The organism is Acinetobacter sp. AOR12_HL (genome assembly GCF_027855275.1).
Lineage (GTDB): Bacteria > Pseudomonadota > Gammaproteobacteria > Pseudomonadales > Moraxellaceae > Acinetobacter > Acinetobacter baumannii.
The window spans coordinates 403,999-419,617 of record NZ_JAKTIJ010000020.1 but is presented as its reverse complement, the minus strand read 5'-3'; the positions used below and the strand labels follow the sequence as shown (position 1 = coordinate 419,617).

Sequence of the window (15,619 nt, the reverse complement as noted above, 5' to 3'; positions counted from 1 at the left end):
CTGACTAATAAGGTAAATAAGATAAAAAGATAATAAAAATCAATGTATAAAATAGACTTTAAAAAGAGTAAAATAGGAGTTAGATATGTATAAAAATTTTTTTATGAACTGATGATTTCATTTTTTTTGCCCCGTTCCAGAAAATTGTGACTTGACCGAAATGCCAAACACATTGCAAGATAGGGTACCTAAAAAATTTTAATCGAAGAGTTAATATACTTTTCTCAACATTTACTTTTGCTAGAACAGCCGAGGATTACATGAAGGCTCTTGTTGCTGTAAAACGTGTGGTTGATGCCAACGTTAAAGTTCGTGTTAAGCCGGACAATAGTGGGGTTGACCTTACCAACGTTAAAATGTCAATTAACCCATTTTGTGAAATCGCAGTGGAAGAAGCGGTTCGCTTAAAAGAAAAAGGAACAGTATCAGAAATCGTTGTTGTTTCTATTGGTCCTAAAGAAGCTCAAGAACAAATCCGTTCTGCAATGGCTTTGGGTGCAGACCGCGGTATTTTAGTTGAAACTACTGACGAAATTGGCGCTCTAGAAGTTGCTAAAATCTTAAAAGGTGTTGTTGACGCTGAAAAACCAGAACTTATCCTTCTTGGCAAACAAGCAATTGATGATGACTCTAACCAAGTAGGTCAAATGCTTGGTGCATTATTAGGCGCTGGTCAAGGTACGTTTGCTTCTGAAGTGAAAGTGGATGGCGGTAAAGTACAAGTGACTCGTGAAATCGACGGTGGTTTACAAACTGTTGAACTTGCACTTCCTGCAATCATTACAACTGACTTGCGTTTAAACGAGCCACGTTATGCTGCATTGCCTAACATCATGAAAGCTCGTAAAAAACCGCTTGATACTAAATCTCCTGCTGATTACGGTGTTACAGCTGGTACTAAGCTTAAAACGATTAAAGTTGAAGCGCCTGCAGAACGTAAAGCTGGTGTACAAGTGAAATCTGTAGATGAGCTTGTTGAAAAATTGAAAAATGAAGCGAAAGTGATCTAATACGGAAGGATAAAATCATGAGTATTTTAGTTATCGCTGATCACAACAACCAGACACTTAACGGTGCTACTTTAAACGTTGTTGCTGCAGCTCAAAAAATCGGTGGTGATATTACTGTATTAGTTGCTGGTTCAGGCGCTCAAGCAGTTGCTGACGCTGCTGCTAAAGTTGCTGGTGTGAGCAAAGTATTACTTGCTGACAACGCTGCTTATGCAAACCAATTAGCTGAAAACGTCGCTGGCTTAGTTGCTGACTTGGCTAAAGGTTACAAATACGTTTTAGCTGCTTCTACTACAACTGGTAAGAACATTCTTCCACGTGTTGCTGCGCTTCTTGATGTAAGCATGATTACAGACATTATTTCTGTTGAATCGGCTAACACATTCAAGCGTCCAATTTACGCTGGTAACGCAATTGCAACTGTTCAATCTGACGAAGCAATCATTGTTGGTACTGTTCGTGGTACAGCATTTGATCCAGTTGCTGCGGAAGGTGGTTCAGCTGCTGTTGAAACAGTTGGCGAAGTAAAAGATGCTGGTGTTTCTAAGTTTGTATCTGAAGAAATCGTTAAACTTGATCGTCCAGAATTAACTGCGGCTCGTATTGTAGTTTCTGGTGGTCGTGGTGTAGGTTCTGGTGAGAACTACCACAAAGTACTTGACCCATTAGCTGACAAGCTTGGTGCAGCACAAGGTGCTTCACGTGCAGCAGTTGATGCAGGCTTTGTACCTAACGACTTCCAAGTTGGTCAAACTGGTAAAATCGTTGCACCTGAGCTTTACATTGCTGTAGGTATTTCTGGTGCGATCCAGCACTTGGCTGGTATGAAAGATTCTAAAGTTATTGTTGCTATCAACAAAGACGAAGAAGCGCCAATCAACAGCGTTGCTGACTACTGGTTAGTTGGTGATTTGAACGCTGTAGTACCAGAGTTGGTATCTAAGCTTTAATCTTTATTGATTAAAGTTAAAAACCCCTAGTTTTGAACTAGGGGTTTTTTGTTTTACAGTCTGAAGTTAGAAGTAAAAATTAGAAAATTTATGCTTTGGATGTTTGATTTTTATAAAATAAAATTCACATAGTTTTGATTAGGCATGAAGATAATGATTGCAGCTAAAAGAGTAGAATAATATGCAATTAAATTATACAAATATCACCAGATTGGCAGTGTAGATTCCGCACATTACAAAGCGCTTTTATGCTATAGTATACAGCTATATTTTTTTCGATTTTAGTTCACTTTCCGGAACTAAATTTTTTGCAAGATCAAGACATATAAACGGATAGAAATATCTATCTGTAAGAAGGAGTATGCATGAGCGTATCGGAAATCCGACCGATTGCCATTGAGGACGAACTCAAGCATTCATATTTAGATTACGCGATGAGTGTAATTGTATCTCGTGCATTGCCGGATGTGAGAGACGGTCTTAAACCTGTTCACCGTCGTGTGCTTTATGCCATGCACGAATTGGGCAATGACTATAACAAAGCCTACAAGAAATCTGCTCGTGTCGTTGGGGACGTAATCGGTAAATATCACCCGCATGGTGACTCAGCTGTTTATGAAACCATTGTTCGTATGGCTCAAGACTTTAGCTTACGTTATTTATTGGTTGATGGTCAGGGTAACTTCGGTTCGATCGATGGTGATAGCGCTGCGGCAATGCGTTATACCGAAGTCCGTATGACTAAGCTGGCACATGAGCTTCTTGCAGATTTAGAAAAAGACACAGTTGACTGGGAAGATAACTACGACGGTTCGGAACGTATCCCTGAAGTACTTCCGACACGTGTTCCAAACTTGTTAATTAACGGTGCTGCTGGTATTGCTGTAGGTATGGCAACTAACATGGCACCACACAACATGACAGAAGTTGTGAATGCATGTTTGGCTTATGCTGACAATCCGAATATCTCGATTGAAGGATTGATGGAATACATTACTGGTCCTGACTTCCCTACAGGCGGTATTATTTACGGTAAATCAGGTATTGTTGATGCCTACCGTACCGGTAAAGGTCGTTTACACATTCGTGGTAAATACCATTTCGAAGAAGATGAAAAGACAGGTCGTACAACCATCGTCTTTACTGAAATTCCATATCAAGTAAACAAAGCAAGAGTTATTGAACGTATTGCCGAGTTAGTAAAAGAGAAAAAGCTTGAAGGTATTTCAGAACTTCGTGATGAGTCTGATAAAGAAGGTATGCGTATTGCAATTGACTTGAAACGCGGTGAAAACGCAGAAGTCGTTGTAAATAACTTATTCTTAAATACCCAGCTTGAAAACTCATTCAGCATCAACATGGTTTGTCTAGACAATGGACAACCAAAATTGATGAATCTAAAAGATATTATTGCGGCATTTATTCGTCACCGCCAAGAAGTTGTGACACGCCGTACCATGTTCGAATTACGTAAAGCACGTGAACGTGGTCATATCTTGGAAGGCTTGACAGTTGCCTTAGCCAATATTGATGAAATTATTGAAACCATCAAAACTTCTGCAAACCCTGCTGAAGCGCGTGAGCGTTTACTTGCGGGTGAGTGGGCAGGTGGTGGCGTTGTTGCACTACTTGAAAAAGCTGGTGCAATTTCTGTTCGCCCAGATGAAATTGAAGGTGAAGATCCAAATCGTCCATTTGGTTTAAGTGATTCAATTTACCGTCTGTCACCAACACAAGTAGGCGCAATTTTAGAATTACGTTTACACCGTTTAACAGGTCTAGAACAAGACAAGTTACACGCAGAATATACTGAAATTTTAGGTCAAATTGCTGAACTGACGGCAATTCTAAACGACTTCAACTTGTTGATGGGTGTTATTCGTGAAGAGTTAGCACAAGTATTACAACAATATGGCGATGCACGTCGTACTGAAATTGTTGAATCTCGTGTTGATTTCTGCCGTGAAGATTTAATTCCAGAAGAACAAGTGGTATTAACTGTTTCGCAAACGGGTTATGCAAAAACTCAACCACTTTCAGACTATCAGGCACAGCGCCGTGGTGGACGTGGTAAGTCTGCAACCTCTATGAAAGATGATGACTTTATTCAACATCTGATTGTGGCATCGAACCACGCGACCGTACTTTGCTTTACCAACGTGGGTAAAGTGTACCGTCTGAAAGTATTTGAGGTTCCTCAAGCATCACGTGGGGCAAAAGGCCGTCCAATTGTGAACTTGTTACCTTTAGATGCAACAGAAACAGTTACTGCTATCTTGCCTTTAACAGAGTTCCCAGAAAACCACTATGTGTTTATGGCGACAGCTTCTGGTACGGTTAAGCGTGTTGAGTTAGAACAGTTTGCAAACATTCGTTCAAATGGTCTACGTGCTATTGAACTGAATGAAGAAGATACCTTAATTGGTGTTGCGATTACTGATGGTAATCAGCAAATCATGTTGTTCTCTAACGAAGGTAAAGCAATTCGTTTTGCTGAAACTGACGTACGTGCAATGGGTCGTACAGCGAAAGGTGTACGTGGTATGCGCGTGAGCTTCGCAAGCAGTACCTTAAGTGAAGAAGATGCAGATGTTGAAAACGATGAATCAGATGATAATGATGATTCAGCAGATTCAAGTCTAGTAAGCCGCATCGTATCGCTTGTCGTTGTACCTGAGACTGGTGAAGTATTGTGTGCGAGTGCCAACGGTTACGGTAAACGTACTCCTGTAAATGATTTCCCGACCAAGAAACGTGGTGGTAAGGGCGTTATTGCGATTAAAACAAGTGAACGTAACGGTGAGCTAGTTGGTGCAGTTTCTATTGATGAAACTAAAGAGTTATTGTTGATTTCTGATGGTGGTACGCTTGTTCGTACGCGTGCAGCAGAAGTTGCAATGACAGGTCGTAATGCTCAAGGTGTTCGTCTCATCCGTTTAAGCGAAGAAGAAACTCTTGTTGGCGTAGTTTCAATTGAAGCTGTAGAAGACGAAGAAGAATTTCTTGAAGGCGAAGTAGATACGACTGAAACCGATAGTGAAGAAGTTGTATCTAATAATGAAGATACTTCTGAAGAGTAAAACGTTTTAAAATAAAAAAGGAAGCTCAGGCTTCCTTTTTTATTTCTGATTTATTTATTTTGCTGAATGGAAAATAAACACATCATAGTTTCTGTAATGCAAAGTTTTTACTGACGGGTCTTTAGTTGCAAAATTATTAGGTTGGCTTACCACGATCAAATCTTGCTTTTGAGATAAAGCATCTTTGAGCTGTTGTTCGCTCCACAAATACTTTTTAAGTTGTGGTTCAAATAACAAGCCATCTTTAATTTCTAAAGAAGCGCTATCAGAGTGAACACTATCCCATTCATTTACAATATAAACAGGCTGTTTAAGCTGTAAAAGGAAAGGCACATCATAAAAATAGTAATTGTAGAAAACTATTTTTGTAGATGGGGTGATGTACTCAGCAAAATCTGTTTGGCCCACATTGTTTTTGGTATCTAAAATACGAACAGCAAAAGGAACCGAACTACATAGAACAATTAAACTCATAAAAATATAGTTTAAATAGCTCACTTTCTGCTTTTTATATAACCATACTAAAACCAGTGGAAGCACAATTAACAGTGTACCAATGGTGTAAATGAATATGGCTTGATGTTGAAAAAATGGTTGATTCGCACGGAGAAAATGTGGGGTGGCCACAATACCAATCCCAAGAATCATAATAAATACAGGAGTACCCCATACCTGTAATTTGGTTTTATAACTGCTTTCAAGAACTTTATTAATCACAAGCGCCAAGAAAATAGTAAGGGGTGGTACAGCAGGTAAAATATAGCCTGCTAGTTTAGAAGGCGGAATAGAGAAGAAAAACGTAACAGAAATAAACCACCATACAAGCAGTGCAAATACACCTGATTGCTTATAATCTTTAAAGACGGACTTAATAGACTCAAATCTACTCGCAAAAAACCAAGGTAAAGAACCGATAAACAAAATAAGCAGATAGAAGCACCAAGGTTGCTTATTATTAAATTCTTTTGAACTAAATCGACTAAATTGTTGGTCAATAAAGAAATAATGTAAAAATTGAGGATATTTGCTTTGTACTGCGTACAACCATGGACTAACAATAAGTAAGAATAGCAAGATAGCCAATGGGTTAAGCAGAGAAGGTATTTTTTTCCATTGTTTTGTGTAGAGTAACCACGGCAACAGGATCATACCTGGAATGAGCACACCAATAAGTCCTTTACTTAGAAAGGCGGCTGCACCAGCTACATAACCTAAAAATAAAATAGGTTTTCGCGCAGAAATGGTGAAATCAGCAAAGCATAAAACGCTTAATGTAATTCCCGATGCTACTAATAAGTCATGGTTAATATATTGACTACTACCAAAAAAAAGTAGGTTAGTCGCTAAAATAATAACCGTGAGTTGCGCTACACGCTCTGAAATATGCTTTTTTACAAATAAGAATAGACCCACTAACATGAGGGTACCCGCTAAAACAGGTACTAACCGTAACACCCATACATGTACACCAAAAAGCTCCATAAACATAGAACTTAACCAGTGTAGTAGTGGAGGTTTATGCATGAATGGCAAACCATCGATTCGTGGAGTTAACCAATCTCCAGATTCGACCATAGCTCGGCTAATATCTCCATAGCGGCCTTCGTCAGGTACCGATAGAGGTCTTATCCAGGAAAGAAGAAGTAACCAACACGGTAAAAAAAATAATAAAAATTTGGAATTACGAAGCCATTGCTGCATACACAATCCTTAATGTTGAAATGCAAAAAAACGGTTAAGCAAAAAAGTCACGACAGAGGTCAGAACAATTGCAATACACACTAAGGTTGAAACAGGAACGTTAAAATAGAGGTTTGAGAGTAAAAGAAAACTTTCATTAAATAAAAAACCTAAGCCAGCAACCAACGTGAATTTTGGGAGAGTCTGCCGATGCGTAAGATGTTGCGCTTTAAACGTAAAAACGCGGTGCCCAAAATAGCTCACCCAATAGGCGAGAAGAAAAGCGAATAAATTGGCATATTGCAGTGCAACATGTTTCTTAAATAAAAGCATGGCTACACTATAATGAGTAAGTGCTGCTGCGGTTCCGGTAGTAGTAAACCGCGCAAGCTGAAGAATATGAGCAAACATTAGAAACTAGAGAACGTATTTTCTTGGTGGGCGATTGAATGTTCCTGCTTAGTACGAGAATGTTCGGTAGAAATAATATATTTTGGGCGGTTTTTAACTTCAGCATAAATGCGGCCAATGTATTCACCTAAAATTCCAATGAATAACAATTGAATGCCACCTAATAGTGTCATACCTGCCGCAAGTGTTGCCCAGCCCGGAATGGAAATTCCCTCAATCAAAGTTTTAATGATAATCCACACTCCGTAGCTCATCGCACCTAAGGCCAGAATTGCACCTAAGTAAATACATACGCGTAAAGGTAAATCAGAAAAACCCGTTAAACCTGACATGGCCAAGTTAAAAAGAGATTTTAAGTTGAAGCTAGAACGGCCATGTTGACGTTCTTGCTCAGAAAAATTAATGCCTATACTTTTAAAGCCAACCCAAGCATATAGACCTTTCATATAACGATTTTTTTCTGGTAATTGTTTGATAGCTTCAACAACTTTTGCATCAAGAAGTCGGAAATCTCCAGCACTTTCTGGAATATCAATAGGTGAACTTAAGTTTAAAATACGGTAATAAGCTTGGGTTAGAACACGTTTAAGCCATGATTCGGTTGTACGATTACGAATACCATAGACCATGTCATAACCATTTTTCCAAAGATTAATCATGGTTGGAATTGCTTCAAATGGATGTTGAAAATCAGCATCAATCAGTAGAGCAACTTCACCAGTCACATGGTCTAAACCGGCACTTAAAGCTGCTTCTTTGCCAAAGTTCCGTGAAAGCTCCAGCACAACTAAAGGATAATCTTCAATCATTGTTTGTAAAATTGGGATGGTATCGTCTTTACTTCCATCATCTACCACAATAATTTCATAGCTAAGATTTTGCTGTTTTAGACTATTTGCCAAAGCAGGAATAAAGGTTTTTAAATTCTCTGCTTCGTTGTAGGCTGGAACAACGCAGGATAAAAAGGGTTTTATATTCATTGCATTGCCCCTAGTCTGGTGAGCTGGATACCGTATTGTTGACAATCAAGTTGGAACTGAGCCGAACTGAGGTATTGATATTCTTGAATTCGGGCGTGTTGAATTGGATCTTGATCATTTGATTGTGCAAGTGCTGGATGGCACATAATCAGTAAATGGTCTTTTGCATTCGCAAGCCAATATTGATTGAGTTGGCCATAATTGGTCAGTTTGAAATCATAGATGCCAGCAAATTGGCCATTTTGATTAAAGTGATATGTCTGGCAAGCTTTTGCCAAAGAGTTAGAACCTAATGCTGAGAGCATACGAGTTTTAAAACGGTAATGAGGGGGATTGATCGGTTGTTGTAAATTTCGAATCCAACCCGTAAATTTTTTCTCTTTTAATAATTGCAGCAAAATATCACGTATAAATGGAAATTGATGAATATGTTGATGACCATCTATAAAGTCAGGTTGTTTTCCTAATACTGAAACAAATAAGTCCCATTGCTCCTCAATACATTGAGTGATTAATTCGCGATTAAGACTTGCAAACCATGCTCGGACTATAAGCATAGGTAAGGGAAAAACCAGATTACCCGAAGCGAAAGCATAAGTAAGATTTAAATGTAAACCGATATCAACTCGATCACTAAACGGTTTTAATTTGGCAGCAGCAGTTTCCCATAAATCAGATTGGGTCATACATGAGGTGGCTTGAAGCGCACCTTGTTCAATAAGTTGAATAATTGCGTCAGATATCTCTGCATTCATTGCAAAGTCATCTGCGCAATAGCACACCTTTGCCATATCTAAATTCCACTATAGGGCAGGGTTACAGAATTATTCTGCTTAGCTGCTGAAAAACTATACGTTTTTAATATGGAGAAATTTCCTTAATTCCAACTTAAAGTTTTCTTAAGGTTTTATGACAATTGATGTAAATTAATTTATTGAATTTATTTGATTTTTTATAAAATTTAAGTCAATTTTTTTAAGAAATAAGCTTTAACTATAAGATTTTATATAAATAAAAATATAATCTGTACACTTTAATTAGCCTATAAATAAGTTTATTTAGATACTTTTAAACGTGAATAGGCAGTAATTAAAAATATAACCCCAATAGTCGCAAGAAAAATTAATTTCGGGACCACGACATTTAAAGGAACGCCCATTTGATTAAGTTGTACAAACATCTGTACGCCGTATGTAGAGGGTAAACACCAAGCAAACCATTGCAACCATTCAGGCATGGCTTGATGAGGCCAGGCGGCGCCAGTTAATAAGAAAAGAGGAACTGAGCTAAATACAATAATATGTCCGGCACGTTCCGGTATATCTAAAAGTGAGCCAATCAGCATACCTAATCCAATTACACAGCTAATGAAAATAGGAACAGCGACTAGCAAACCGACAAAGTTTCCACCGTGTGGATAGCCATTGAACCACAAGGTAAAACCAAAAAGATAAAAACTTCCTAAACAACCAATTGTAAAGATACTGGCAAAAATTCCTGCAAAACGAATAGGGGTAATTTTTTCATGTTGTTCGCGGTAACTTGCAACCAGCATGGCCAAACCTAACACAATTGTTTGGTGAATAATAAGTGATGCAACTGCAGGAAAAATATAACTACCGTAGCCTGAAAGCGTATTAAATAAAGGCATTTGATGAATAGAAAGAGTAGGCTGGAAGTGTGTACGTTGTCCAAACCTTTCAATATATTCCTTTAAAGTTGCTTCAATAGAGGTGGCAAGACCTAACCCAATTTCTTTAGTTTTTAAAAAGTTGGTTGTGCTTAAGTATAAACCGATTCCGCCAGTTTCTCCGCGGCGTAAGCTCTGCGTTAAATTGCTTGGTAAAAGTAAAATACCATCGGCTTTTTGTTCGCGAACCATTTGTTCAGCTTCAAGAAAATTAGCAGTGACATCAACAATTTTAACGTGAGGGCTATTGGCTGTTTGGCCAATGACTTGAGAAGTTAAAAGACTTTGTTCCTCATCAACAATGACAATTGGAATTGATTCTGCGCGCTCAGCTTTATAGGCTGTCGGATAAAAAAAGCTATAAAGAATGACGGATAAAATAAGTGTTGTGAAAACTGAACTGTTACTAACAATATCTTTAAATGTTTGAACGTAAGCCTTTAAAAATTCCTTCATGGTGTTGCTCCTTGAACCAGTTTTTTAAGCAGCAAACAACTTAAAAAGAAATAAATAAGGCAGTAGCCAATAAGTATTAAGAAGGGAGACATCGAAATGAAAAGTGGACTTCCAATCACCCATTGTTCGGTCTGGAGCTTTGCATAAGGGGTGTACGGAATAATCAATGACCAAAATTTAGTGAAAATCGGTGCATTATTTAAAGGTAGAGTAACGCCTGCAAAACTTAAAGAAGATCCGCCATATACTGCAATAAAACCAAAAGTTTTACTTAAATTTTTGGTCGCGAGAATGACGGTACTACTAATTAAAGCATAAGAAAAATAAAGTAAGAACTGAGCAGCTAATAAGAAACTTAGTGAACCTGCTACAAACCAGCCTCGAATTTCAACCAGCCAAAACATCCATAACCAAGTCCAGAAACAGAAAATAAAGCTATACAGCAAATTTTTAGCCAATAAGCCTTGAATAAAACTTTCTCGGTTCACCCACTGTGTTAGTGTGCCGCGTTTAATTTCTTGTCCAATGGCAAATGCCACACAGCAACATAGTAATAAATGTAATACGGCTGGAACCATGAAGGGTTCTAAATAGAACTCATAGCTCATGCTCGGGTTATAAAGCGTTGAAATTTTGACGTGTGCTGTAGGGACATCTAAATAGGGAATATTATTTGCAAGATAATTCTGGCCAGCATAGTCTGCTAAAGCATTGAGAGTGCTGACTAACATCGCCGAGGAAATCGTGTTCCCGACACTAAAAAAAGATTGGTTAAAAGCAATACTGATTTGTGCATCTTGAGCTTTCACAAAACGTTTTTCGGCACCATCCGGAATAAAAACATAACCCCATATTTTGGTTTCATTGAGTAATCTCTCGGCTTCACTTGAGCTTGTAGTAATTGTTTTTACATCGACTGTATGATTTAGTGAAAGATACTTTCCAATATTACGGCTCAGTTCACTCTGGTCTTGATCAATAATGGCAATGGGTAAATGTTCAGCTTTACCTGCATAAAACATGCTGCTAAACAAAAAAATGATAAAAGCAGGGATGAGTGTCACCATACACAAATCCCATTTATTGCTTTTTAAATAGTTTAGTTCACGTAATATGCTGGCAAACATGTTTTATTTTTCTTCTTTAATTTTAAATAGAACACTCATGCCAACTTTTAAGTCTTTGACAGGACGTTCAGGCACCAAATGTAATTTAAAACTACGAATGTCATAACCACCAGTCTGACGTGTGGTTTTAATGGTGGCAAATTCACCTTCGGCATCAATATTTTTCACTTTAAACATCACACTTTGATTCAGCGCAGGAATGAAACCTTCCAGCGTTTTGTTTTTATAAACAGAAGCGTATTGGTTTTCACCGACATTTAAACTAACCCACAAATCATCATCTTCTAAAATGCTGACAACAGGTACACCCATAGCAACGAGTTCAGAAGGTTTGCCATAAGTTTTTGAAACTGTACCTGAAATAGGAGCGAGTAAACGAGTTTCTGCCTCAAGTGCTTGAGCTTCACTTACCGCGGCTTTTGCAATCTCAACTTGTGCATCCGCTGTAGATTTCTGCTGACTGGTACTTCCGCGCTTTGCTCGAGCATATTGTTGATAAGCTGCTTCACTTAACTCTTGAGCAGAAGTTTGTGCGGCTAACATCTCATCTCGTCTTTGACGAGAAATAACACCTTGTCTATATAAATTTTCTCCACGTTGATAAGTGGTTTTAGCAAGGTTTGCCTGTGCTTTCATACTCTGCCAATTGGCATAAAGAGTATCAATATTTTCCTGTTGAGAGCCTCGGTCTACCGTAGATTGAAATGCCAAAGCTGATTGTAGGGTGGCTAAAGCTTGTTGTTTTTTAGCTTCTATTTCAGGGCTGACTAAACGAACAAGGGGCTGACCTTTGGAAATTTTCTGGCCCTCTTGCACATAAATTTCTTCAATACGGCTCGGAACCTTAGTACTGACATGAACTGTTTCAGCCTCAACTCGGCCTTGTAATTCAATAGGCTTAGGTTGATAGCTTTTCCACAAACCGAAAATGATTAAACCTAATAGAGCAATAACCACGACCGCAATAATTAGTTTAATTTTCGAATTTTTAGGAGGTTGAGAATCACTTTTACTCGTTTTTACTTCTTGAGTATTGTCGGTTTGAGTATTTTGCTGATTTTGGTTAGTTTCTGCCGTATCCGCAACTGGAGAATTTTGTTCTGAATGAGCTGAGTCTTGATTCATGTTATGTCCCCATTAGCGGATATAGTCAGTGTGTGGTTGAGTCACATAAGCTTTAAACTGGTCCATAGAACCATGGCTTTGTAATAGCGTTGCGAGCGACATGACATATTTATAAGCATTTAAAGCCATTTCTGTTTTTAAAGCACTTAATGCATTTTGTGCATCAATCACTTGAGTCGCTGTACCCATGCCTTCTCTGAAAGAAAGTTCCTGAATACGTAAGTTTTCTTGAGCTGCGCTGATATTCCTTTGTAATAGCGTATGACTTTGCTGTGCTGAATTGAGCTCGTTATAAGACTTATTCAATAATGCTTCAATCTCTTGTTTAGTTCGTTCAGTCATGAGTTCTGAAGCATAACGTTTTAACTCGGCAGCATGAATATTCTTATTTTTATCTACGCCAGAAAACAGATTGTATTTTGCCATAACACCTACAATCCAGTTTTCATTTTCATCGAGTGAATACTCACCAAAAGCGAAAAGACTCGGTTTTTTTGCTGCTTGTTGAGCCTGAATATTTGCATTTGCCAATTGAGTGTCTAACTGCATTTTTTGCACAAGGCTAGATTTTTGAGAGTAACTGCTTAAAAGAGATTCTAACGATTGGCTACGAACAGTATTTACAAAAAGAGGAGTACTTAAATCAGCATTATTTTGCTGGTGCAAAAGATTGTTTAAATTAAATTGGCTAGCATTCAGATTTGCCTGCGCATTTTGTAGAGTTCGTTCGGCATTGTTACGAGCAACTTCAAACTGCATACGTTGCCCTTTACTAATAAAACCTTGCTGTTCGAGCTTTAACGCATTGCTGTAATGTTTTTGCATCGCATTAAAGTTAAATAGACTACTTGCGACCAGTTGTTGTTGTAATTGCACATTAAAATAACTTTGTACGACTTCGAAGCGCTGGATATCTTGTTGTTGTTGGCTTGAAAGCTCGGAGCGTTGAGCCTGAATGTTGGCTATTTTTTTTGCACTAGTCGTTAAGCCCCCTGTGTAGAGCGGCATCACCACTGAAATAGATGGTCGGACTACTTGGTCTTCTACAGTCAAATTAGCGTAGTCAGGAAAACGATTTATACCGTCATGTATGATTTGGTTTGAGCCTTCCTGAACTTGACCTAAAACATCTGATGGAATGACATTGTTCCACTGGGATAATTTATCATTGAGTCCTTGGCTTAAATCATTTTCAAGTTTTTGTTTAAAAGAGCCTAAGGGTACATCTGTTTCACTATGAAAAGCATATGCCCTCACATTTAAATCAACTCTGGGGAGTCCTAAACCTTTTACCGCTTCGGCTTCTAACTGAGAGGCTTGTTGTAATGCTTGGTTGGCTTGAGTGCTGTATGAGCTTTTTAAAGCCTGTTGTTCTGCTTCAGCATAACTTAAACTTTGCGCATAAATAGGCGTTGCAATTAATACTCCCAATACCAACGCAAGGTAATTGGGTTTAAACAAAAAAGGACGTTTAGACTGTCGATATTGATGTGTTGGCATTTTATATAACAATTTTTGATCATCCCTTATAGTTTAAATTTCTTGTTATTAAATTCAATTATCATATTGTTTATTATACAATTGTATAAAAGCACAAAATGATTTTGAGTTTATTTTTGCTTGATGGAAAATCATACAGCAAGTTTTTATATGTTCATCACAGTATGGGAAACTATATTCACAAGTCAAGTTGAACTTTATTTAATAAAACTTATAAAAAAATAAGTGAAAGCAATGAAATAAATAAAATAGTTATTGAAAAAATAGGCCTAAATACGCCCTAGCATTGAAATATTTACTAGAGAAGCTGCTGCAACCTTAAGCAATCTGTGGTTAAATGCCTTTTTTTATTGTGTTTCACTTTTACAAGGGAAAAATCATGCGCGCGTACAATTTCTGTGCTGGTCCTGCTGCATTACCTACTGCCGTTTTAGAAAAAGCTCAACAAGAATTGTTGGATTGGCAAGGTAAGGGTCTATCCATCATGGAAATGAGTCACCGTAGTGCTGACTATGTTGCTGTTGCGGAAAAAGCTGAAGCAGATTTGCGTAAGCTCATGAATATTCCTGAAAACTATAAAGTGCTATTTTTACAAGGTGGCGCGTCATTACAATTTTCAGCAATTCCTTTAAATCTGCTTGGAAAAAATAACAAAGCAGATTATATCCATACTGGAATTTGGTCTGAAAAAGCTTTAAAAGAAGCAAAACGTTATGGCGATATTAATGTTGTAGAAGCTGGTATTAAAGTAGACGGTAAGTTCGCAATTTCTGAGCAAAGCGAATGGAACTTGTCTGACGATGCAGCTTATGTCCATTATGCTGATAACGAAACAATTGGCGGTTTACAGTTTGCTGGCGTTCCTGATGTTAAAGCACCACTGGTATGTGACTTCTCATCAAGCATTTTATCTGCTCCACTTGATGTTTCGAAATTTGGTCTCATCTATGCAGGTGCGCAAAAAAATATTGGTCCTGCTGGTTTAACAATTGTTATTATCCGTGATGACTTACTGGATCAAGCTAAAGCAGAAATTCCAAGCATTTTAAAATATGCTGATCAAGCCAAGAATGGCTCTATGGTAAATACACCATCGACTTATGCTTGGTACTTGTCTGGTTTAGTATTTGAGTGGTTACTAGAGCAGGGTGGGGTAGATGCTATCCACAAAGTTAACCTTGAAAAAGCTCAGTTACTCTATGGCTATATCGATTCAAGCGACTTTTATAATAACCCGATTGCCATTCCAAATCGTTCAATTATGAATGTACCATTTACTTTGGCAGATGAAGCTTTAGAAAAGCAATTCTTGAAAGAAGCTGAAGCAAATCACTTATTGAACTTGGCAGGTCACCGCTCAGTAGGTGGTATGCGTGCAAGTATTTATAACGCTGTACCATTAGAAGGCGTTCAGGCGCTTATCCGCTTTATGGATGATTTTGCTAAACGTAATGGTTAAGTTATAAAATGAATAAAGCCCTCAAAAAGAGGGCTTTATTTTTATATAAATGATCAATTAAAAAGGCATAAAACCAAATTGATGTATCATCATTGCGGCTATGAACATACCCAAAACGAAAAAGCAAAACGCACCAGTATCGACCCTTATA

Annotated in this window: 12 protein-coding genes; 4 read left to right on the top strand and 8 right to left on the bottom strand. The window is 38.0% G+C overall.

The annotated features are described in order from the left end of the window. Positions 1 to 260 precede the first annotated feature (260 nt). The 3 genes from MKL36_RS10435 to gyrA all read left to right on the top strand — a co-directional run bounded on the left by MKL36_RS10435 (position 261) and on the right by gyrA (position 5,040). Positions 261 to 1,010 carry an electron transfer flavoprotein subunit beta/FixA family protein gene (locus tag MKL36_RS10435; protein WP_000646179.1) on the top strand — a complete coding sequence of 250 codons (750 nt, stop codon included), beginning with the start codon at positions 261 to 263 and terminating at the stop codon, positions 1,008 to 1,010. Between the two features lie 17 nt (positions 1,011 to 1,027). After that, complete coding sequence (locus MKL36_RS10430; RefSeq protein ID WP_000025985.1) at positions 1,028 to 1,960, top strand: electron transfer flavoprotein subunit alpha/FixB family protein; 933 nt, start codon at positions 1,028 to 1,030, stop codon at positions 1,958 to 1,960. 365 nt (positions 1,961 to 2,325) lie between these two features. Continuing rightward, positions 2,326 to 5,040, top strand: a complete 2,715-nt coding sequence (gyrA, locus tag MKL36_RS10425; RefSeq protein WP_021511086.1) for a DNA gyrase subunit A — start codon at positions 2,326 to 2,328, stop codon at positions 5,038 to 5,040. A 54-nt stretch (positions 5,041 to 5,094) separates the two neighbouring features. Here gyrA and MKL36_RS10420 read toward each other — a convergent pair whose 3' ends face one another. The 8 genes from MKL36_RS10420 to MKL36_RS10385 form a co-directional block, all read right to left on the bottom strand. Continuing rightward, a complete protein-coding gene (locus MKL36_RS10420; protein ID WP_021511085.1) occupies positions 5,095 to 6,741 on the bottom strand; it encodes an ArnT family glycosyltransferase in 1,647 nt (548 codons plus the stop codon). A gap of 9 nt (positions 6,742 to 6,750) precedes the next feature. Then, complete coding sequence (locus MKL36_RS10415) at positions 6,751 to 7,131, bottom strand: GtrA family protein (RefSeq protein ID WP_021511084.1); 381 nt, start codon at positions 7,129 to 7,131, stop codon at positions 6,751 to 6,753. Next, complete coding sequence (locus MKL36_RS10410; protein ID WP_001022407.1) at positions 7,131 to 8,111, bottom strand: glycosyltransferase family 2 protein; 981 nt, start codon at positions 8,109 to 8,111, stop codon at positions 7,131 to 7,133. Before MKL36_RS10410 ends, MKL36_RS10415 begins: the two co-directional genes overlap by 1 nt. After that, positions 8,108 to 8,902, bottom strand: coding sequence for a ChbG/HpnK family deacetylase (locus MKL36_RS10405; RefSeq protein WP_021511083.1), 795 nt, complete (start codon positions 8,900 to 8,902; stop codon positions 8,108 to 8,110). The genes MKL36_RS10410 and MKL36_RS10405 overlap by 4 nt, the downstream gene beginning before the upstream one ends. Positions 8,903 to 9,165: 263 nt before the next feature. Beyond that, positions 9,166 to 10,257, bottom strand: coding sequence for an A1S_2622 family ABC transporter permease subunit (locus MKL36_RS10400; RefSeq protein WP_021511082.1), 1,092 nt, complete (start codon positions 10,255 to 10,257; stop codon positions 9,166 to 9,168). Continuing rightward, positions 10,254 to 11,384: an ABC transporter permease gene (locus tag MKL36_RS10395; RefSeq protein ID WP_000458055.1), complete on the bottom strand. Its 1,131-nt coding sequence runs from the start codon at positions 11,382 to 11,384 to the stop codon at positions 10,254 to 10,256. The genes MKL36_RS10400 and MKL36_RS10395 overlap by 4 nt, the downstream gene beginning before the upstream one ends. A gap of 3 nt (positions 11,385 to 11,387) precedes the next feature. Beyond that, positions 11,388 to 12,509, bottom strand: a complete 1,122-nt coding sequence (locus tag MKL36_RS10390; protein WP_001070874.1) for an HlyD family secretion protein — start codon at positions 12,507 to 12,509, stop codon at positions 11,388 to 11,390. A gap of 12 nt (positions 12,510 to 12,521) precedes the next feature. Next, on the bottom strand, positions 12,522 to 14,009 hold the full coding sequence (locus tag MKL36_RS10385; protein WP_001142049.1) for a TolC family protein: 1,488 nt from the start codon (positions 14,007 to 14,009) through the stop codon (positions 12,522 to 12,524). Positions 14,010 to 14,388: 379 nt separating this feature from the next. Between MKL36_RS10385 and serC the strand changes: the two genes are divergently transcribed. Continuing rightward, positions 14,389 to 15,468 carry a 3-phosphoserine/phosphohydroxythreonine transaminase gene (gene serC / locus MKL36_RS10380; protein ID WP_001203181.1) on the top strand — a complete coding sequence of 360 codons (1,080 nt, stop codon included), beginning with the start codon at positions 14,389 to 14,391 and terminating at the stop codon, positions 15,466 to 15,468. The last annotated feature ends 151 nt before the right edge of the window (positions 15,469 to 15,619 follow it).

What these genes read in the sequence shown, in the direction of transcription:
- MKL36_RS10435 (WP_000646179.1), top strand. Translation starts at nt 261, where the DNA reads ATGAAGGCTCTTGTTGCTGTAAAACGTGTGGTTGATGCCAACGTTAAA.
- MKL36_RS10430 (WP_000025985.1), top strand. Translation starts at nt 1,028, where the DNA reads ATGAGTATTTTAGTTATCGCTGATCACAACAACCAGACACTTAACGGT.
- gyrA (WP_021511086.1), top strand. Translation starts at nt 2,326, where the DNA reads ATGAGCGTATCGGAAATCCGACCGATTGCCATTGAGGACGAACTCAAG.
- MKL36_RS10420 (WP_021511085.1), bottom strand. Translation starts at nt 6,741, where the DNA reads ATGCAGCAATGGCTTCGTAATTCCAAATTTTTATTATTTTTTTTACCG.
- MKL36_RS10415 (WP_021511084.1), bottom strand. Translation starts at nt 7,131, where the DNA reads ATGTTTGCTCATATTCTTCAGCTTGCGCGGTTTACTACTACCGGAACC.
- MKL36_RS10410 (WP_001022407.1), bottom strand. Translation starts at nt 8,111, where the DNA reads ATGAATATAAAACCCTTTTTATCCTGCGTTGTTCCAGCCTACAACGAA.
- MKL36_RS10405 (WP_021511083.1), bottom strand. Translation starts at nt 8,902, where the DNA reads ATGGCAAAGGTGTGCTATTGCGCAGATGACTTTGCAATGAATGCAGAG.
- MKL36_RS10400 (WP_021511082.1), bottom strand. Translation starts at nt 10,257, where the DNA reads ATGAAGGAATTTTTAAAGGCTTACGTTCAAACATTTAAAGATATTGTT.
- MKL36_RS10395 (WP_000458055.1), bottom strand. Translation starts at nt 11,384, where the DNA reads ATGTTTGCCAGCATATTACGTGAACTAAACTATTTAAAAAGCAATAAA.
- MKL36_RS10390 (WP_001070874.1), bottom strand. Translation starts at nt 12,509, where the DNA reads ATGAATCAAGACTCAGCTCATTCAGAACAAAATTCTCCAGTTGCGGAT.
- MKL36_RS10385 (WP_001142049.1), bottom strand. Translation starts at nt 14,009, where the DNA reads ATGCCAACACATCAATATCGACAGTCTAAACGTCCTTTTTTGTTTAAA.
- serC (WP_001203181.1), top strand. Translation starts at nt 14,389, where the DNA reads ATGCGCGCGTACAATTTCTGTGCTGGTCCTGCTGCATTACCTACTGCC.